We start from the raw sequence: 19,319 nt of genomic DNA, 5'->3' as shown, positions 1-19,319 counted from the left end.
AGCTATCGGCTCTCCTTTCTCGATGCCGTGAGGGGTTGGTCGCGGTCGGGCTGATCAGCACAGCAGTGAACCTGCTGATGCTGACGGTCCCGATCTACATGCTGCAAGTCTATGACCGCGTCATCCCCGGCAGCAGCACCGAGACGCTCGTCTTCCTGACAATCCTCGCTGCCGGGGCTCTGGCCGCCATGGCCGTGCTGGACGTGCTGCGGTCCCGCATCATGGTGCGGATCGGCGTCTGGATCGACCGCATGCTGTCGCCCGCATTGTTCGAGCGGGGCATCGAGAACACGCTACGCGGGGTGCCCTATCAGACGGATGCGCTGCGCGACCTGGCAACCATCCGCACCTATCTCGGCGCCGTCGGCATCATGGCGCTGTTCGATACCCCTTGGATGCCGATCTATCTCATCCTGATCTTCGTGCTGCATCCGATCCTGGGGCTGCTCGCCACCGGCGGGGCGGTGGTGCTCATCGGCCTCGCCATCGCCAACCACCTTCTGACCTCGGACAAGCTGAACCGGGCCAACATGGCGTCGGCCTTCGGCTATCAGAACGCGGAGATGGCGTTTCGCAATGCCGAGGTGATCGAAGCCATGGGCATGACGCCGGCGCTGACGCGGCGCTGGAACGAGGTCAATGGCGACGTCCTGCAGCTTCAGGAAACGGTCAGCGACACATCGGGACTGATCAATGCCTGGATCAAATCGCTGCGCCTGTTTCTTCAGGTCGCCGTGCTCGGCCTCGGTGCCTGGCTCGTGCTGCAGCAGGAGCTCACCGCAGGCGGGATCATCGCCGCCTCGATCATTATGTCCCGCGCGCTTGCGCCGGTGGAGCAAGCGATCGGTGCCTGGCGCATCACCACCAATGCCCGCGACGCCTGGAAGCGCCTCACCGAGCTCTTGCGCCTACCGCCGCTCTATCCGTCTGCCATGCCGCTTCCCCCGCCGAGCGGCAGCCTGGTGGTCAGCAATGTGAGCTATGCCCCCTCGCAGCGCCTTGTGCTGCGCGATATCTCATTCTCCCTGGAGCCGGGCGAAGCGCTCGGCATCGTCGGCCCGTCCGCAGCGGGGAAATCCACCCTCGCCCGGGTGATCATCGGCCTGGCGAAGCCGCAATCCGGCTCGATCCATCTCGATGGCGGCGATGTGTTCGCCTGGAGTCGGGACAATTTCGGCGCCAATATCGGCTATCTGCCCCAGAAGGTGGAGCTGTTTCGCGGCACGGTGCGCGATAACATCGCGCGCATGGAGGGCGGCGATCCGGCCGACATCGTCGCCGCCGCCATGGGGGCGGGCGTGCACGAGATGATCATGCGCATGCCTTACGGCTACAACACGGAGATCGGCGAAAACGGGGTCGTCCTGTCCGGCGGACAGCGCCAGCGAATTGGCCTTGCCCGCGCGATCTACCGGCACCCGGCCTTCGTCGTCCTCGACGAGCCCGATGCGAATTTGGACGTGGAGGGCGAAGCGGCGCTCGGCCGCGCGATTCTGACATTGAAGGAAAGCGGATCCATCGTGGTGGTGATCACCCACCGGCCGATGCTCGCCGCCCAGTTCGACAAGCTTCTGGCGCTCCGCAGCGGGCGTGCCGAATTCTTCGGTCCCTCTCACGCCCTCGTCTCCCATGTCAGACGGCGCGACGCCTGCCCCACCCCCGACTATCCCCGGCAGCCGATGCGGGTGTTGAAATGAAGCCGCCGATCCAGCCCTACATCTTCAAGGCCAAGATCTTCACCGCGGCGATTCTCGGCGGCTTTCTGCTTTGGGCCTCGCTAGCCCATCTGACCAGCGCGGCACTGGCGCCTGGCGTGGTGAAGGTCGACACTTATCGCAAGACCGTCCAGCACTTGGACGGCGGAATCGTGAGCGAGATCCTGGTGCGCGAGGGCGATGCGGTGAAGCGCGGCCAGGTGCTCGTCAGGCTCGACGACCATGCCGACAAAGCCAGCCTGAATGCCGTGCGCGGCCAGCTCGGCGCTCTCGAGGCCGAAACCGCAGCGCTCAAGGAGCAGCTGCCGAGCACCCAGGAACAGCTCGAAGACCTGCGCAGCCTCTACGAGAAAGGCTACACGAGAAAGTCGCAGCTCTTCGAAGTGGAGAGAACCGTCTTGGGTCTGAAGGGCAATATCGCCGCCAACGAAAAGCGACTCTGGACCATGCGCGAGGAGGAGGAAAAGGCCCGGGCCAAGCTCGCACGCGATTCTGTCGTCGCGCCGCAGGATGGCGTGATCATGAACCTGCAGGTTCATACCGCGGGGGGCGTGATCAACCCCGGCGGCACCATCGCCGACATCGTGCCTGTCAACGACAAGCTGGTTCTGGAGGCCAAGATCAAGCCGCTGGATATCGACATCGTGCGTCCCGATCTCCCCGCCACCGTGCGGTTCGTCGCCTACAAGCAGCGGACGACGCCATCCGTCGAAGGCAAGGTCACGCGCATCTCACCCGACGCCCAAACCGAAGAGCGCACCGGGCAAACTTATTTCTCGGCCACGGTCGAAGTGGAATCCGATCAGCTCGCGGTCGTTCCATCCGTGAAGCTCTACCCGGGAATGCCCGTCGAAGTCGCCATCGTCACAGGAAGTCATACGATGCTCGACTTTCTGCTCCAGCCACTGACAGACAGCTTCTCCCACGCCTTTCGCGAGGAGTAGATGCGCGGAGCGACTGGAAACCCCGCCACCGAGGGCCGCAGGCGACCCCGAAGACAATTTTCGCGGGTGTTACGAAGCGTACAGTCTCGGTCCTCGCATCTTGTCTATTTTTGGCTCGATGGGATCCCCCCCTTCCCATCAGCGATGGGTCGTCCCTCACCCATCGTGTTCCCCGATAGGGATCGGAAGGAGCCCCTTAGCCCAACTGGGGCTCCTTCATTTTTTCCCAGCACCTCATTCTCGGCGCGCCACCACGCGCCGGTTTCGCCCGAAGACGCGCGAAGATCCGGCCAAAGATCTCGTCCTTGTCCGGTTCGGAACATTTCTGACGGGCCATTCTCGGCTAGATGCTCAACTCACTATGACGTTGAACATGACTAGACCGAGCCGAGGCTTCAATTTGGTGGCGCTTGCCAACCAGGGAAGACCGGGCATCTCATGCGTCCACTTCGATCAGCACGACGCCGTCTTCCGGCAGGACGATTACGCGGATTGCTTGTACTACCTGCTGACCGGCAAAGTCTGGCTGACCGTCATCTCCGAGCAAGGAAAGGAAGCAACCGTTTCCATACTCGGGCCAGATGAAATCTTCGGCGAGTGCTGCCTCTGGGGGCATCAGAAACGGCGGATGACGGCAACCGTATTGGAGAAAAGCAGCGGCGTCCGGATCAGCAAGGAAACCGCGATCAGGCTGGTCAACAAGGACACCAACTTCGACGACTTCCTGATCCGCCACCTGATTAAGAGCGGGGCGCGCACCCAGGAGCAGCTCTTGCGGCGTGTGCTCAATTCCAGCGAGCAGCATCTGGCGAGGACGCTCGTGATGCTGGCGAGCTACGCGACCGAAGGGGGGATGGATGTGACCATCCCCCGGGTCAGCCAGAAGCGGCTCGGCGAAATGGTAGGCACCACGCGCTCCCGCGTGAGCCAGTTCATGAACAAGTTTCGCAAGCTCGGCTACATCGATTACGACGCAAAGACCATAACCATCCATCAGTCGCTTCTCAGCGTGCTGCTATGCGAGTTGGACGGCAGCGAGGAATAGACCTGCCAGGTGCCTGTCAGGTACCTGCCAAGTCTATCTGGCGGATCTGTCCCCGGCAGTACATCTACGCGCGCCCTTGGAGACCTAAAATTGAAGCGCGCGATAGGCTCTTCCCGCCTGTCGGGCACAGCAACCCGTGCCCGCTGAAAACATGCGAAGGGAGCGATGCCGTTATGAGTGCCTTGCGTTGCTGGCTATTCGTTGCGCTCTGCCTCGCCGCCGTTTTCCAGCCATTACCGCGCGGTGCGGCCGAGGAGGTCATCAAGGCATACGTGACGTTCTACGGGTTTGACGACAACGACGACGGCGATCCGCGCAGAACCGGGACATATGCAATCTCAGATCCCAGCATGCACGAACAGGCGACCGAAGACCTCGGCACCTATGATCGCCCCGGAACCCTCGCCGCCGACAAACGCATGATCGCCCCGGGAACCGTCCTCTACATCCCGGCGCTTCAGCGCTACTACGTGATGGAGGATACTTGCCGGGCTTGCAGCGGGGACTGGCTGAAAGGCAGGCCCCATGTCGATGTCTTCGTCGAGGGGACGGGACCGCCGCTTGCCGCCTGCGAATACCGGCTGACGATGGAAGAGGCGGAGATCATCGTCAATCCGGCCCCCAATCTTCCAGTGCGGGAGGGCTCGGCATGCGATTCCTCCAGACCGCCGGCGACCATCGATCGGCGCCCCTCCATGTCGGCCCAAAACACCGGAGCTTACGCCAGGCAAGAGGCGAGAGAATACAGCGCCCGCGCGGCGGATCGCCCTTCGCGCTAACGCCGGATCGGCGCGGAGGCGCATCGTCCGAGTCGGCGGATCACTCGACAGTTACGGATTTTGCGAGATTGCGCGGCTGGTCCACGTCGGTCCCCATGAACACCGCGGTATGATAGGCGATCAGCTGCACCGGAAGCGCATAGAGCAGCGGGATCACGAAGGGGTGCACGCTCGGCATCGGCAATAGCGCCTGGATCGCACACCCCGCGCTCCCCTCGTCGGCATCGCTGATCAAGATGACCTTCCCCTCGCGCGCGGCCACCTCCTGCATGTTGGACACGGTCTTTTCGAACAGGGCATCGCGCGGCGCGATGACAATCACCGGCACACTCTCGTCGATCAACGCGATAGGGCCGTGCTTCAGCTCGCCTGCGGCATAGCCCTCGGCATGGATATAGGAGATCTCCTTGAGCTTGAGCGCGCCTTCCAGCGCGATCGGAAAGCTGGTGCCGCGGCCGAGATAGAGCACGTCCTGCGCCTTGGTCAGGCTGAGCGCCAGGGCCTCGTACGGGCTCTCGTCGGCAAGGATAGTCGTCATATGCCGCGGCACCTCGATCAGCGCCTTGACCAGCTCCGCCTCGAGCTCCGGTCCGATGACGCCGCGCGCCTTGCCCGCCGCGATGGCGAGGCAAGCGAGAACAGTCAGCTGACAGGTGAAGGCCTTGGTGGAGGCGACACCGATCTCCGGACCGCAGAAGGTCGGCAGCATGGCATCGGATTCGCGCGCGATGGAGGATTCCTGCACATTGACGACGGACAGAACATGTTGGGCTTTGGCCCGGCAATACCGCAGCGAAGCCAACGTGTCGGCAGTCTCGCCCGACTGCGAGACGAAGAGCGTCGCACCGCCCGGCTCAAGTCCGACCTCGCGATACCGGAACTCGCTGGCGATATCGATATCCACCGGCAGGTTCGCCCAACGCTCGAACCAGTATTTGGCGACGAAGCAGGCATAGAACGCCGTACCGCACGCCGACAGCGACAAGCGCGAGATTTGCGAGAAGTCGACCGGAAGCGCCGGCAAGGCCACCTTGGCGTTCGTCAGATCGAGGTAGTGCGCGAAGGTGTGGCCGACCACCTCCGGCTGCTCGTGGATCTCCTTCGCCATGAAGTGGCGGTAATTGCCCTTATCGACGATGAAGCCACCGGCAAGCGACTTTGCCACCGGCCGCACGACATTCGCGCCGGACCGGTCGCGGATCGTCGCGCCAAGCCGTGTGACGACGGCGGAATCGCCATCCTCCAGATAGGCGATCCGGTCTGTGCAGGGGGCGAGCGCGATAGCGTCGGAGCCGACAAACATCTCACCATCGCCGAAGCCGATGGCAAGCGGGCTCCCCTCGCGTGCAACGATCATCAGGTCGTTATGGCCGCGGAAAATCGCGGCCAGCGCATAGGCGCCTTGCAGATAACTCAAGGTCGCGTGAACCGCGGCGACGGGATCTTTGCCCGCGCGCATCTCCCGGGTGATGAGGTGGGCAAGCACCTCGGTATCCGTATCGCTGGTGAAGGCTGCGCCTTCGGCGATTAGCTGCGCCTTTAGCTCCTGGAAATTCTCGATGATCCCGTTGTGAACGACGGCGACCTCGTCGGTCATGTGCGGATGGGCGTTCGTCTCGCTCGGCCGGCCATGGGTCGCCCACCGCGTATGGCCTATCCCCGTGATGCCGGGAAGCGGCTGGAGCTTTAGGAGCTGGCCGAGATTTCGCAGCTTGCCCTCGGCGCGACGGCGCTCGATATGGCCATTTTCCAGCGTCGCCACGCCGGCGGAATCGTAGCCTCGATATTCGAGGCACCGCAGCGAATCGACCAGCTGTTCAGCAACGGAACTCTTCCCCAGCACGCCAACGATTCCGCACATTGCCTTAATCCTTCTGCCCGGGTTTGGGTCTCGCTTGATCAGGACGGAGGCGGAAAGACGGCCGGTATAGCGAGTCTTCACGCCGCGCCAGCAAACGCATCACTCTCAGCGACACAGGACAGAGCGGCGGCGATATCGGAGACGACCTCTTCGATGATCTCCTCGTCGTCGCCTTCCGCCATAACCCGGACCACCGGCTCGGTCCCGGACGGGCGGACGACGATCCGGCCCTCTTCTCCGAGCCGCGCCCGGCCACCCTCGATCGCCGCTTGCACCCAGTCATCGTCGAGCGCCTTGCGGTCTCCACAGCGGACATTCTTGTGAATCTGCGGCGCAGGATCGAAGCAGTGGCAGACCTCGCTGACCGGCCGGCCGCTTTCGGCGACCACGGCCAGGATCTGCAGCGCGGTCACAAGCCCATCTCCCGTGGTGGAGAAATCCGACAAGATGATATGGCCCGACTGCTCGCCGCCGACATTGAAGCCGTGATCGCGCATATGCTCCACGACGTAGCGGTCGCCGACCTGGGTGCGGGCGAGCTGGAGGCCGGATTTCGCCAGGTGCCGCTCCAGCCCGATATTCGACATGACGGTGGCGACGAGTCCCCCGCCGACGATCCTGCCCTGCCGCAGCCAGGATTCGGCGATGACCGCCATGAGCTGGTCGCCGTCGACGATGCACCCCTTCTCGTCGACGATAATGACCCGGTCGGCATCGCCATCGAGGGCAATGCCGATATCGGCACGCACCTCGTTGACCTTGTGGATCAGCGCTTCGGGCGCAGTCGAGCCGCACTCGCTATTGATATTCAGCCCGTCGGGATCGACGCCGATGGCAACCACGTCGGCCCCAAGCTCCCACAATGCATCGGGGGCGACCTTGTAGCCGGCGCCGTTGGCGCAATCGATAACCACCCGGATCCCGTCAAATCTGAGTTGCTTGGGAAGCGTCCGCTTGACGAACTCGACATAGCGTTCGCAGGCGCTGTCGATCCGAGTGGCCCTTCCGATCTTCTCCGGCGCAGCGAACAGCATCGCCAGATCGGACTGCAACAGCTCTTCGATCTCGGCCTCTAAATCGTCGGAGAGCTTATGGCTCTCCGAATTGAACAGCTTGATGCCGTTATCGTCGTAGGGATTGTGAGACGCCGAGATCATGACGCCCAAATCGGCGCGCAAGGATCGCGTCAGCATGGCGACTGCCGGCGTCGGCATCGGCCCCAGCTGAAACACATCCATGCCCACGGCGGTGAAGCCGGAGACCAGCGCGGATTCGAACATGTATCCCGACAGGCGCGTATCCTTGCCGATCACCACCCGATGACGGTGCGATCCATTGGTCAGGACCTTACCGGCAGCCATGCCCAGTCTCAGCGCGACCTCCGATGTCATCGGATAGCTGTTGGTGCGGCCGCGGACTCCATCTGTACCGAACACGTTGTGTGTCATGGCGCGGAACTCATGCGGATATGTTGAAAGAATCCTCGTCTCCGCCTTTCGAGGAATCGTAAATCAGCACGCTTGAAAGGGAGCGGTGCACGGTGATCGACACGCCGTCATAGTCGATGTAACCGAGCTTCCGGAACTTGTTCATGAACTGATTGACGCGCGGGCGGGTGCTGCCCACCATCTCCGCGAGAGCCTCCTGGCTCAGCTTCGGAATGGTCCTCTCGCGGGCACTATCCTTCGCGCAGTTCGTCAGCATCAGCAGCAGTCTGGCCAAGCGCTTCTCGCTCGAGTTGAAGAGCTGATCGAGAAGCTGCTCCTGGGTACGAAGACCGCTCTTGATCAATTTTCGGATGAGAAACCGGTCGAAACCGACATCGTCGGCCATCAAGCGAAGCGCTGCGTCGTTCGAGACCCGAAGGACGCGGCAGGTGTCTAAAACACATGCCGTCATTCGCCTGTTGGTGTAGCCCAGCAGGCAGCTCTCACCGAAAATCTCGTCGGGCTCGAGAATAGCAATGATCGCCTCTTTGCCTTGCTCGGAGACCACGGAGAGCTGAACCCGCCCTTCAATCAAATAATAGACCGAATGTGCCGCTTCTCCCTGATGGAAGATCACATCGCGGGATTTAAAGCGGACGCGGGACACCCCTGGCGTCGACTTCAGCAAGAACTCCGGCAGGCTGAGTGCGGGACGGGTGCTATACATCACCATTAATTGGCTAAAAGCCAACCCACCTTAAACGCTACAAAAGCCTAATCGGCCCCGCCGCATCATTAGTAACAATATACATCAACTTTGACGAGAAGTGTGTTCTCAAGAGAACACCCCGGCGCGCATTCCGTCTACTAGGCTTCCAACAGTTGGAAGGGGGAAAGAGAAAGTTGGGCGGTATGGAGTTGTATCCAAAATGCTTGGAAAGCCGCGCAAAACCCCAGTTTTTCTCGATCCAAAGGGCCGGCGCGCAAAATATATAAACGTTGCACTAGTTGCCGCGGGCTCCTTTCTCGCCATCGGGTTAACGATCTTTGCAGTTGGCGTCGTCTGGGGGCCCAGCCTGCTACCTCCGCGATTTGCGGACCTCCCGACGATCGAGGCGTCAACCGCCGAGGCTCGTGCCGCCTCCTCGCATTACGAGCCACCGATCGGCCAGATCGGCATCCGGGAGCCTTCGGAAGCCAACACTTCGGCGCTTCGCTTCGCTTTCTATTCATCCGATAGCGCCGGCAGCTTCCTGTCTCTTAAAGAACATGCAGACGCAATCGACGGCCTGCTCCCTGACTGGTACTCGCTCTCGGCCAAAAACGGGACGTTGAAGATCGGCCGAAGCAAGGAGACCATGCAGTCCGTTCCTTGGATACGGGCGCATGCAAGGCATATCGCCGTCTTCCCAAGGCTGCCGATCTACCTCTCATTGCCCAATGTTCAGCAATCTCTTATCGAGCCCCAGAAGCGAGAGGCGCTGACCGTCGAGATCTCACACGCCGTCGCACGGGACGGCTTCGCCGGCGTCACTCTCGAGCTAAGCTCAGTCCCTGCACCGCTGATCCGTCCTCTCCTGGATTTCGTCGGCGCGCTTGGACAGCAGCTCCGGGATGGCGACCGCAAGCTGATTGTCTCGTTCGATCCGGAATTGGATGCGCATCTGGTGCGCAAGCTATCCATGCCGGCCGACTACGTCGTGCTGCAGGCCGCCGACGAGTTGCCCTTGCGTGCCAATACCGGCGCCGTCGCCAGCCAAGGCTGGTTCGAGGAGATGATCAGCAAAGGGCTCTCGGTCATTCCCGCGAAGAAGCTCATCGTGGGGGTCGGGGCGTTTGGCTATGATTTCGATGCCTTCGGAAACGAGCACTTGATCTCCGTACAGCGCGCATGGGACTTGCTGTCTCAAACGGGTGCGGAGCTTCGTTTCGACAAGCGATCCATGAGCTCGACCTTCGTCTACAAGGCGAGCAACGGCCACTGGCATCAGGTTTGGTTCACCGACGCCGTCTCCGTCTATAACCAGCTCCGCACCGCCTTCTCAGTCTCGCCGGCGGCGATTGCCATCTGGCGTCTCGGACTTGAAGACCCTGGCATTTGGAAGTTTACCGGGCGCGAGACCTTCCCCGACCGCGACGCGCTTGCCTCCCTGACCGTCATTCCGCCAGGCCATGGCGGTTTGTCTTTCGTGAACGGAGCTCTGCTGCAGATCGTGCCCGGCCATGACGGGGCCCGCGCGATCAATTTCAATCCCGCGCTCGGGCTCATCGACAATGAAGTCGTGACCACCTACCCGAGCTTCGCGACCGTCACGGCCATACCCGCTACAGACGAAAAGCTCGTCGCCCTGACCTTCGACGACGGACCAGACGACCGCTACACCCCGCAGGTTCTGGACATTCTTGCCGAGAAGGACGTCAAGGCGACCTTCTACATCGTCGGCCAAAACGCGTTCGGCTCCCTCGGGCTCCTGAAGCGGATATATCGGGAGGGCCACGACCTCGGCAATCACAGCTTCAGCCATCCCGACCTCAACGACAGTTCGCCTGCGCGGATCGCGGCGGAGCTGAACGCCACTCAAAGGCTGTTTCAGTCCCAGCTGGGGGTCACCACCATTCTCCTGCGAGCTCCCTACCAAGGCCCGGAACTGGGCTTTCTCGAATCCTCGCCGACCCTGATCAAGACAGCGAACGGGCTCGGATATTTCTGGGGGCCGTTCAACGTGGACTCCGACGACTTCCGGCGGCAACCCTATCAATCCGATTGGATTGTCTCCGATGTTCTGCACCAAGTGGCGGAGGTCCGTCAGTCTCCCGACAACCAGTCCGCAATCATCCTCTTGATGCACGATAGCGGCGGCAACCGCCAAGCAACGCTCAAATCGCTGCCGGAGATCATCGACTCCCTCAAGGCCGACGGATACCGCTTCGTCACCACACACGAGTTGGTCGGCTTGTCGCGCGAGGCCGTGATGCCGCGATCGGATCCCACCGACTTCCTGCTCGAAACGGAATCGACCTTGCGCTTGGCCAGCATCCAGACCCTGTCATGGGTATCCGACGCGATACCGCCCATTGCCATCGTGACGGCCGTGCTCGGCACATTACGGCTCAGCCTGGTGGTTCTGATGGCCTCTATCAGGCATGCGCGTAGCTCGCGCGATTGCAGCAATCGGGCGGACGCCGGAGATGTGCCCGGCTCCGTCGCCGTCCTGGTGCCCGCCCACAACGAAGAGTCGGTGATCTGCAAGACGGTTGGAGGGCTGCTTGCCTCGCGAAGCAGCAAGTCCTTCGACATCATCGTCATCGACGACGGATCGACCGACGACACCGCCGAGATCGTCCGAACGACATTTGCATCCGAGCCGCGCGTGAAGGTCTTCAAGAAAAAGAACGGCGGAAAATCGAGTGCCCTCAACCTCGGTTACCACAAGACCAAGGCAGATATCGTCGTCGCCATCGACGGCGACACGGTGCTTGAACCCGATGCGGTCGAACAGCTCATTCAGCCGTTCCGGGATCCCAAAGTCGGCGCTGTCGCGGGCAATGTGGTGGTCGGAAACCAGCTCAACCTGCTGACCCGGTTTCAAGCGCTGGAATATGTCACCAGTCAGAGGCTCGACCGCGTGGCGTTTGAGCCGTTCAACGCGATTTGCGTCGTTCCCGGCGCGATCGGCGCCTGGCGCCGCAAGGCTGTGCTCAAAGTGGGCGGCTATTCCGACGACAATCTTGCCGAAGACGCGGATTTGACCGTGAGGCTGGCGTTGTCCGGTTGGCGCATCGCCTCTTCTCTCCACGCGCGCGCGCTAACCGAGGCGCCGGAAACCATGCTGGCATTCTTGAAGCAGCGCTTTCGTTGGATGTTCGGAATGCTCCAGGTCGCCTTCAAGCATCGAGGCGCCCTGGTCCGCCGTCCGACGGGCATCTCGCTCATCTGCATTCCGAATATTCTGATCTTTCAATTTGGCTTCACTCTGCTCGCACCCCTGATGGATGCGATTCTCTCCTGGACCTTGCTGATGAGCGTGGCCGCGGCCTTCGGCATCGCAAGCGCTCCGACGGAGAGCCTGATCATTATTGGAGGCTATTGGATCGTGTTCCAAACAGTCGACATGTTGGCTGCCGCGGCGGGCATCCATTTTAACGGAGAGCGGCGGTACTGGCTGCTTCTGCCGCTCGTTCTCCTGCAACGATTCACATATCGACAACTGCTCTACTGGACCGCGATCAAAGTTCTGCTTGCTGCATTGCGCGGAGTCTTCGTGGGGTGGGGAAGGCTCGCGAGATCTGGAAACGTCCCGCTGCCAACCTACCGTGCTGTTGGCGCCTAGTAGGAGCTCGATCATGCATTCTCACCTGGCTATCGCAATTCTCGCCTTTGGCTCGCTTGTCACGACCCCAAGCCTCGGAAGGTCGCCGGATAGTGCCGATGCACCCCCGATACATGAGGCTGTCTCCCATGCCCCGGCACTCGTAGCGCCGCTTCCCATGGGCGCCGGCGAGGGCAAATCCGACAAGGCCGGCTCCATCGAGGCGATCAACGGCGAGATCGGGATTGCCATCGGCGACCAGCTCAAGGTTTCGATCTTTATGGAATATGGCTCGGGCAACGGTCTGGGCACGAAGAACCAAGGTGTTTTGCCCGCGCTCGTCGAGCGCCCCGATCTCTCCGGCGACTATACGGTCGATGAACGGGGAATGGTCTTCCTGCCGATTGCGGGGCCGCTTTACGCCGCGGGCTCCAGCCTTCCCGAATTGGCGGGCCGGATCGAGAAGGCCTATGCCCGCCAGCAAGAGGCGCCGATGCGCGCCGGGGTACAGATCCTGGACCGGCAGCCGATCTACGTAACAGGCAGCATCCCCACGCCCGCCGTTCTCAAATATACGCCCGGCATGACGGTCCTACAGGCAGCCCTCCTGGCGGGCGCCGGCCGGGGAACCTTGGCTGACGATCAGGCTTACCGGTCGCTCGATATCACCCGCGAGCGGGAGCGGGTGAAGCAGTCCTCCGACCGGCTCGCCAAGGCCTTGGCGCTGCGTGCGGTGCTGATCGCCGAGCGGGACGGCAAGACGCCGAGCGTGCCGCTGTCGCTGTCGCAGGTCGCCCAGTCTCAGGCCAGCACACTTCTGGCGGAGGCAAGCCGCCTGCGGGATGCGGAACACCGCAAGGTGAGCGAAGAGGTCAACGCGGTGGACGCGACGCTGAAAGGTATGAATGACGAGCTGTCGCTGATGCGCGATAACGTTGCCCGCACGTCCGATTGGATCGGAAATCTGGAGGACCGTGTCCAATCGCTGGAGTCGATGTTTAAGAGGGGGAACCTGAGCAGCTTGACGATGTATACCGCGCGCAACGATCTGGTGAGCGCGCAAGAGAGGCTGCACGACACCAAGGCGAACATCGCCCGCCTCGAACGTGATATTGCCCAGGCGCACGCCTCCAAAACGCAACTTCTCATCAACGAGACCTTCCAGCGCGAGCAAGCAATCCAAGACGTCGATGACGTGATCCGGCAGGAAGAGATCACCCAGAGCACCATGGGGCTTCTGACCCAGAGGGTTACGGCAATCGGCGAGGCGCCCATCGGCCGGCCGAAATACCAGCTCGTCCGGCAGACGGCGGAAGGGCCGAAGCAATGGTCTGCCGACGAGGGTAGCATTCTGCAGCCCGGAGACATTCTCAAGATTATCGGCGTGCCGAGCGAGAAGCTGACCGATCGCGGGCCTTAAGCGCGGAGCTGCCGTATCGTCGATTCCCATGATCGCCGGAACGCTACGGCCGAGGTTCGTCTCTTCCTCCCGCATCGGCAGCGCCAAGACGCGCCGCGTACCCTAGCGTTGCTTCGCCGCGCTCTGGATAAAGGCGGGCCAGAATTTCCGCAGCTCCATCGGGAACATCGCGGCGGTCTTCACCGCAGCATTGCGGTCGATATGTTTCGACAGCACGTCGAGCACCGCCAAAGCGCCCTGCTCTACCTCGCCTTCCTCGGCGCGCGGCAGCTCCTTGGCGATATGCGCCAGGAAAGCCTCTTCATGGCGCTCCTTGCTCGGCTTATCCGTCGGGTCCCAGCCTTCGTAATAAAGGCCCCGCAACAGCATCGGCAGCTGCGCCCCGAGATGGGCGGCATTCTCCGCGCCGACCCGGTCTCGCAAGGCATGCAGCACCGCGCGCAACGAAGAATAGGCGCGATGCCGATCCGCCGTCTCCAGGCGATCCATGATGTCCTTGAGCCAAAGATTGGACTCTTGAACGGTCTTGTCGAAAGTATCGAGGCCGGTGCTCATCAGCTTTCTCCCTAATCCTGACCAGCGAGATCTGGGCTCGCACCGGCGGCACACAAACTGTGCCGCCTATCCGGTCAAACGCCGATCTCCGCCGGCCGTTGCATCGCCGGCAATCGTCAATCGACTCAGCCTTTGCGTGGCGGGCACAGCGCGCGTATGCACAAGCAAGGCCGCCGTCCCGGCGAGGCAGCAAAAGGTGAAAGCCCGTGGAAGACGAAACATCTGAGGGAGAAGCACCGGGCAACGAGGCGCCGGACAACAAGACCCGCAGCTATCTGCTCGCCTTCAACGACCCGGAGTTTCTCGAGAGCGACGCGATGCGCCCGGCGCGCCTGGCGCTCGAATTCAGCAAGGTCGATCTGGCGCTGAAGCATTACGGCATCGGCTCCACCGTCGTGGTTTGGGGAAGCTCCCGCATTATCTCGCCGGAACAGGCGGAGGCGGAGCTGAGCCGCGCGAGCGATCCGGATGCCTTGGAGGCCGCCAAGCTGCGCCAGCACCTCTCGGCCTGGTATCGCGAAGCCCGCAATTTCGGGCGCATCGTTTCGGAGCGCGGCGGCGCCTTGGCGTCGAGCGGCGCACGGCAGAACGTCATCGCCACCGGCGGCGGGCCGGGCATTATGGAGGCCGCCAATCGCGGCGCGGCCGATGCCGGCGCGCCCAGCATCGGCTTCAACATCGTGCTGCCGCAAGAGCAGGAGCCGAACCCCTTCTCCACGCCCGAGCTCACCTTTCAGTTTCAATATTTCGGCCTGCGCAAGATGCATTTCGCCATGCGCGCCAATGCGCTTGCGGTGTTTCCCGGCGGCTACGGCACCCTGGACGAGCTGTTCCAGTTCCTCACCCTGACCCAGACCGGCAAGACCCCGAAAATTCCGATCGTCCTGGTCTGCGAGAAGTATTGGCGCTCGATGGTGAATTTCGAGGGGCTGCGCGAGCTCGGCGTCATCGGCCGCAGAGAAACCGCTTTGTTCGAGATCGTGGACTCGGGCGAGGAAGCCTGGGAAGTGCTGGTGAAGAAGGGCCTCACCCCGCGCATACCGGACGCGGATATCTGACACGCATGGCAGAAACCTCTGCCACTCTTCCCCGCCGCCGGCAAAACTCTTGGCACAAAAAGCGAGACTTCTCCCTCTCGCCGAGAGTGTGCGGACGCGGTTTAATGACGTAGGCAGACAATCTGTGATGCCAGCGAGGGGAGAGGCTGGAGATGGAACTGAGCACCAAGCTCGCCGGTGCCGCCAGCGACGATGAAGCGCTCGCCGCCATCGTCCGGCATTTTGCCGCCGATAGCGGCACCATCCATTTTCTCGGCCAAGACGGCATGCTGCATCTCGCCGCCGCGACCCTTGGCATGCCGGAGCAGGTCTTGAAGACCATCGCCGTGATCCCGCCCGGCAAGGGCATGGCCGGTCTCGCTTTGGAGCGCGGCGAGGCGGTGGATGCCTGCAACATACAGACGGATACAAGCGGCGATGTCCGCCCCGGCGCCCGCGCCACGGAGCTTGCCGGCGCTATCGTGGTGCCGCTCTTCCAGAGCAAACAGATCGTCGGTACCCTCGGCATCGCCAATCGCGGCGAGCGGAGTTTCACCGAGGCCGAAATCGCGGCGCTGCTTGCCGCCGGCCGTATTCTCGCCAGCCGGCGCGCTGCCAACGCCGCCGTCTCGGGCTGAGCCCGCCATGGCGCCGGACAGCCGCCGCGACAAGGCTGCAAAGCCCGGCCGCCGCGCCGTCAAATATGCGCTGCTCTTCCTCACGCTGATCGCTATCGTGATCGTGCCCTTTCTACTCTTCGGCACATCGCTCGAAGCCTGGACCTTCGGCCTGATCGCGCCGGAGCGCTCCGCCCCGGTCATCGCCACCGCCGGCATCGCCCTGCTGCTGGTCGATGTGCTGCTGCCAATCCCGTCCACCTTCGTCGCCGCAGGCCTCGGCGCCATGCTCGGTGCGCCGCTCGGCATCGCGATCACCGCCATCGGCCTGACTGCCGGCTGCGGGGTCGGCTTTCTGCTCGGACGCCTGCTTGGCCGCGATCTCGCAGAGCGCGAGCTTGGCCTTGCGGACTATCGCTATCTCGCCACTATGCTGAGGCGATATGGTCTGCCGGTGCTTGCCCTGTGCCGGCCTGTGCCCGTGCTCGCCGAGGCCAGCATCATCGCCGCCGGCATCATGGGGATGCGCCCGGGACGCGTGCTGGCGGTCACGGGCCTCGCCAATTTGGGCTTTGCCGGGGTCTATGCCGGGCTTGGCGCAACGGCGGAGGGGATGGGCGGCTTTCTGCTTGCCTTCGCCGCCTCTCTGGCCATTCCGGGAATTGCCTTGCTGGTCGCCAGATATGTGCAACGACGCCATGAGCAGACGGTGCATGAGCAGACGGTGCCGGCCCCGAGCGAGCCGGACGCCGGATAAGCGAAAGCCCCGCCGCGACGCGGCCCGTCTTGCGCCGCTCGCGCTTGCCGCAAGCTTGCTCCTCTTCGCCGCACCGCTGCCGGCGCATGCCGAGACGGTCTACGAGTTCTCGCGAAGCTGCAAAGCGCTGCCGCTGCATTTGTGCTTCAAGGCCATTGCCGGTCTCGTGGACCAGGCGAAGCAAGACGGCCAGGGCCGCGCCTTCTGCATGCCAGAGGTTTGGGTCACGCCGGGTGACGTCACCCGCTCTTACCCGGTCTCCCTTCTGGAGCGCTTGCGCGTCTCGCTCTCCGCCGCCCGCTTCGGCCGCGCCGAGATGCCGGCGGAGGAGGCTTTGCAAGAAACTCTCGCCGAGATTTACCCTTGCGAGTGACCGTTGCCGCATTGCCCCGGCAGGGCCAGCGCCATCGGCCATTGCGCATTCATATATTCGCGGAACCAGACGCTGAAATTCTCCGGCCGCGCCTCTATGTCGGCGCGGATAGCCTCAAGGCTTGCCCATTGATACCCGTCCGCCTCCGCCGGGTTCGGCGCGATCACCCCGTCATAGATGCCGCGAAAAACATGCGCCATCTCATGCTCGATCATGCCGGAGTCGAGCGTCGCGCGATATTCGATGGCGCCCAGCCGCTCCAGCTTGCAAGCAAACCCCATCTCCTCTTGCAGCCGGCGCAGCGCCGCCGCATCGACCGCCTCGCCGGGACGCGGATGACCGCAGGCGCTGTTGGTCCATAACCCGCCGGAGTGATATTTCCGCGCCTGCCGCTTCTGCAGCAATTGCCGCCCGGCGCTGTCCCAGACGATCACCGAGAAGGCGCGATGCAGCAGGCCGCGCCGATGGGTCTCCAGCTTGCCCTCGATGCCGACCTCGCGGTCTTGCGCATCGACCAGCACCATCTGCTCCTCACTGAGCGGCATGGCTCACCTCCTCATCGACCGACGCAAAGATGTGATCCAGCATCAGCCCCTTGATCTCCGTCGCCTGCACGGTGCCTTGCGGCAGCAGCCCCGGCACGGTGGAGAGCACCAATGGCCCGTGCTCCGGCGCGATATCGGCCCGGCCGTGCGAGCCTTTCACCAGCTTCGCATCCAGCGGGATCACATCCATCAGCGTGCGGAAGCCCAGCGTCTTTTTCAGCAAACGCCAGGCGAGCGCCAGCTTGGGGAACCGGATCGCGGGATCGACGAACAGCTCCACCGGATCGTAGCCGGGTTTACGGTGGATCTCGACGCAGCGTGCAAAATCCGGCGCGGCCGCGTCGTCCAGCCAATAGTAATAGGTGAACCAGGCATCCGGCGCGGCCAGTGCCACCAGCTCGCCGGAGCGCGGATGATCGAGCCCCATCTCGCGCTTGCCCGCCTCGTCCAGCACCCGGTCCACCCCATCGAGCCCTTCCAGCAGCTTTTTGACTTCGGGGATATCGGCTGCATCGTCGATATAGACATGCGCCAGCTGATGATCGGCGAGGGCAAAGGCGCGCGATTGCGGCGGGTCCAGCAGCTCGCCCCCCTGCTCCACCCGCACCGAAAGCAGCCCCGCCTCGCGCAGCGCCCGGTTGATATGCACCGGACGGCGAACCGGCACGATGCCGTATTCGGAAACGATCATTACCCGCCGGCCCAGCGCCTCCGCCTCGTCCACAAGCTTGCCGGCCACCGCATCTATCTCGGCGAGGTCGGTCTCGATACGTGGATCCTCCGGCCCGTAGCGCTGCAGCCCGTAATCCAAATGCGGCAGATAGACGAGGGTGAGGGTCGGATCGTGCTCCCGCATCACCCGCAGCGCGGCGTCGGCAATCCATTGGCTCGATGCGATGCTGGTCGCCGGCCCCCAGAAATGGAACAGCGGAAACGGCCCGAGCGCCTCGCTCAGCGCGTCGCGGATCTCCGGCGGCGCCGAATAACAATCCGGGATCTTCCTCCCATCGGCCTTATAGATCGGCCGCGGCGTGACCGCGATATCGGCCCCCGAGGCCATGGCATACCACCAGAATAGATTGGCGCAGGTGAAGTTAGAATCGCGCTTGCGTCCCGCATCCCAGACCCGCTCGCCGGAGATGAGGCGGTTGGATTGGCGCCACAGCCAGACCTCCATCAGATCGCGGAACAGCCAGCCATTGGCCATCGCCCCGTGTTTCCCCGGCGGCAAGCCGGTGAGGAAGGTCGACTGCACCGAACAGGTGACGGCCGGCACCACCGTCTGCAAAGGGCGCAGATCGCCGGCGCGGGCGAGCCGCTGCAGATTGGGCGTATGTTCGCCAATCAATGCAGGGCTCAACCCGACGATATTGAGGACCATCAGCGGATGCATGATCGGCGAATGCATGGCCTCGTCCTTCGGCATAACGGAAGACTGAAGCGGCCGGCCCTATTGCAGGGTCCGCACATAGGCGATGACCTTGAGGATCTGATCCTGGCTGACGCGGTCCTTGAACGAGCGCATCGCGCCCGTCGCGCCGCCATAGATCACCTCGAACATGCCGACATCGCCCTCCGCCACCCGCGGATAAGCGTAGTTGTCGTCGGTGAGGCTGGGGCACATCCGCCCTTCCGCCTCCGCGCCATGGCAAACCTGGCAGGTCTCGTTATAGACCTCCTTGCCCTCGGCAATGGCCGCCTCGTCGCCCTCATAGAGATTCTTGCCGGTCTCGTGGAATTGCTTCACCGCCTCCGTCTCCTCCTGATCGTCCGGCAGGGTGACGTCGAGCGGGGAATCGTCGATCGCATATTTGAACTCTTGCGCGGCGAATGCCTGGCCGGCGCCCAGAGGCGCGATCAGGGCCGCGAACAGAAACAGCGCGAAAACGCGCATGGAAAAAACCGTATTGAACATCTCAACCGTAAGCCTTGTG

At 62.9% G+C, this 19,319-nt stretch carries 17 protein-coding genes; 10 read left to right on the top strand and 7 right to left on the bottom strand.

Translation table 11 applies throughout. The features are described 5' to 3' along the window. Positions 1 to 35: 35 nt before the first annotated feature. From HT051_RS03270 to HT051_RS03255, 4 genes are all read left to right on the top strand, one after another. Positions 36 to 1,697, top strand: a complete 1,662-nt coding sequence (locus tag HT051_RS03270; RefSeq protein ID WP_174540712.1) for a type I secretion system permease/ATPase — start codon at positions 36 to 38, stop codon at positions 1,695 to 1,697. Continuing rightward, positions 1,694 to 2,659: an HlyD family efflux transporter periplasmic adaptor subunit gene (locus HT051_RS03265; protein ID WP_174540711.1), complete on the top strand. Its 966-nt coding sequence runs from the start codon at positions 1,694 to 1,696 to the stop codon at positions 2,657 to 2,659. Before HT051_RS03270 ends, HT051_RS03265 begins: the two co-directional genes overlap by 4 nt. A 373-nt stretch (positions 2,660 to 3,032) precedes the next feature. Continuing rightward, a complete protein-coding gene (locus HT051_RS03260; protein WP_208454372.1) occupies positions 3,033 to 3,704 on the top strand; it encodes a Crp/Fnr family transcriptional regulator in 672 nt (223 codons plus the stop codon). Positions 3,705 to 3,877: 173 nt separating this feature from the next. After that, a complete protein-coding gene (locus tag HT051_RS03255) occupies positions 3,878 to 4,483 on the top strand; it encodes a hypothetical protein (RefSeq protein ID WP_174540709.1) in 606 nt (201 codons plus the stop codon). 40 nt (positions 4,484 to 4,523) lie between these two features. On the opposite strand, the gene glmS is transcribed toward HT051_RS03255, so the two are convergent. From glmS to HT051_RS03240, 3 genes are all read right to left on the bottom strand, one after another. Then, a complete protein-coding gene (gene glmS / locus HT051_RS03250) occupies positions 4,524 to 6,344 on the bottom strand; it encodes a glutamine--fructose-6-phosphate transaminase (isomerizing) (RefSeq protein ID WP_174540708.1) in 1,821 nt (606 codons plus the stop codon). Positions 6,345 to 6,421: 77 nt separating this feature from the next. Beyond that, entirely contained in the window at positions 6,422 to 7,792 is a 1,371-nt protein-coding gene (gene glmM / locus HT051_RS03245) for a phosphoglucosamine mutase (protein WP_174540707.1), read from the bottom strand. A gap of 10 nt (positions 7,793 to 7,802) precedes the next feature. Further along, positions 7,803 to 8,498 carry a Crp/Fnr family transcriptional regulator gene (locus HT051_RS03240; protein ID WP_208454371.1) on the bottom strand — a complete coding sequence of 232 codons (696 nt, stop codon included), beginning with the start codon at positions 8,496 to 8,498 and terminating at the stop codon, positions 7,803 to 7,805. A 202-nt stretch (positions 8,499 to 8,700) separates the two neighbouring features. On the opposite strand from HT051_RS03240, the gene HT051_RS03235 reads away from it, so the two are divergent. Next, positions 8,701 to 12,102 (top strand): glycosyltransferase, encoded by a 3,402-nt coding sequence (locus HT051_RS03235; RefSeq protein ID WP_174540705.1) that lies wholly within the window; start codon positions 8,701 to 8,703, stop codon positions 12,100 to 12,102. A gap of 157 nt (positions 12,103 to 12,259) precedes the next feature. Further along, positions 12,260 to 13,501: a polysaccharide biosynthesis/export family protein gene (locus HT051_RS03230; RefSeq protein ID WP_174540704.1), complete on the top strand. Its 1,242-nt coding sequence runs from the start codon at positions 12,260 to 12,262 to the stop codon at positions 13,499 to 13,501. Between the two features lie 102 nt (positions 13,502 to 13,603). Here the strand turns inward: HT051_RS03230 and HT051_RS03225 are convergent, their stop codons facing one another. Beyond that, the gene (locus HT051_RS03225) at positions 13,604 to 14,056 is read right to left on the bottom strand and encodes a DUF2267 domain-containing protein (protein ID WP_208454370.1); all 453 of its coding nucleotides are present in this window, start codon (positions 14,054 to 14,056) and stop codon (positions 13,604 to 13,606) included. Between the two features lie 206 nt (positions 14,057 to 14,262). Here HT051_RS03225 and HT051_RS03220 point away from each other — a divergent pair, with 206 nt between their 5' ends. The 4 genes from HT051_RS03220 (at position 14,263) to HT051_RS03205 (ending at position 16,840) form a co-directional block, all read left to right on the top strand. Continuing rightward, entirely contained in the window at positions 14,263 to 15,114 is an 852-nt protein-coding gene (locus tag HT051_RS03220; protein ID WP_246810158.1) for an LOG family protein, read from the top strand. A gap of 152 nt (positions 15,115 to 15,266) precedes the next feature. Then, a complete protein-coding gene (locus HT051_RS03215; protein ID WP_174540703.1) occupies positions 15,267 to 15,731 on the top strand; it encodes a GAF domain-containing protein in 465 nt (154 codons plus the stop codon). Positions 15,732 to 15,738: 7 nt separating this feature from the next. Then, entirely contained in the window at positions 15,739 to 16,467 is a 729-nt protein-coding gene (locus HT051_RS03210) for a TVP38/TMEM64 family protein (protein WP_174540702.1), read from the top strand. 55 nt (positions 16,468 to 16,522) lie between these two features. After that, positions 16,523 to 16,840: a hypothetical protein gene (locus HT051_RS03205; RefSeq protein WP_208454369.1), complete on the top strand. Its 318-nt coding sequence runs from the start codon at positions 16,523 to 16,525 to the stop codon at positions 16,838 to 16,840. Here HT051_RS03205 and idi read toward each other — a convergent pair. Genes idi through HT051_RS03190 form a run of 3 tightly spaced genes read right to left on the bottom strand, consistent with a single transcriptional unit; the run spans position 16,825 to position 19,300 of the window. After that, positions 16,825 to 17,385: an isopentenyl-diphosphate Delta-isomerase gene (idi, locus tag HT051_RS03200; RefSeq protein WP_208454368.1), complete on the bottom strand. Its 561-nt coding sequence runs from the start codon at positions 17,383 to 17,385 to the stop codon at positions 16,825 to 16,827. The two genes, HT051_RS03205 and idi, sit on opposite strands and share 16 nt — an antisense overlap. Next, positions 17,372 to 18,793, bottom strand: coding sequence for a nucleotide pyrophosphatase/phosphodiesterase family protein (locus HT051_RS03195; protein WP_246810157.1), 1,422 nt, complete (start codon positions 18,791 to 18,793; stop codon positions 17,372 to 17,374). The genes idi and HT051_RS03195 overlap by 14 nt, the downstream gene beginning before the upstream one ends. A gap of 42 nt (positions 18,794 to 18,835) precedes the next feature. Then, positions 18,836 to 19,300: a c-type cytochrome gene (locus HT051_RS03190; RefSeq protein ID WP_174540701.1), complete on the bottom strand. Its 465-nt coding sequence runs from the start codon at positions 19,298 to 19,300 to the stop codon at positions 18,836 to 18,838. Positions 19,301 to 19,319 lie beyond the last annotated feature (19 nt).

Source organism: Methyloligella sp. GL2 (genome assembly GCF_013341275.1).
Lineage (GTDB): Bacteria > Pseudomonadota > Alphaproteobacteria > Rhizobiales > Methyloligellaceae > Methyloligella.
This window is presented reverse-complemented; position numbering and strand designations above follow the sequence as displayed.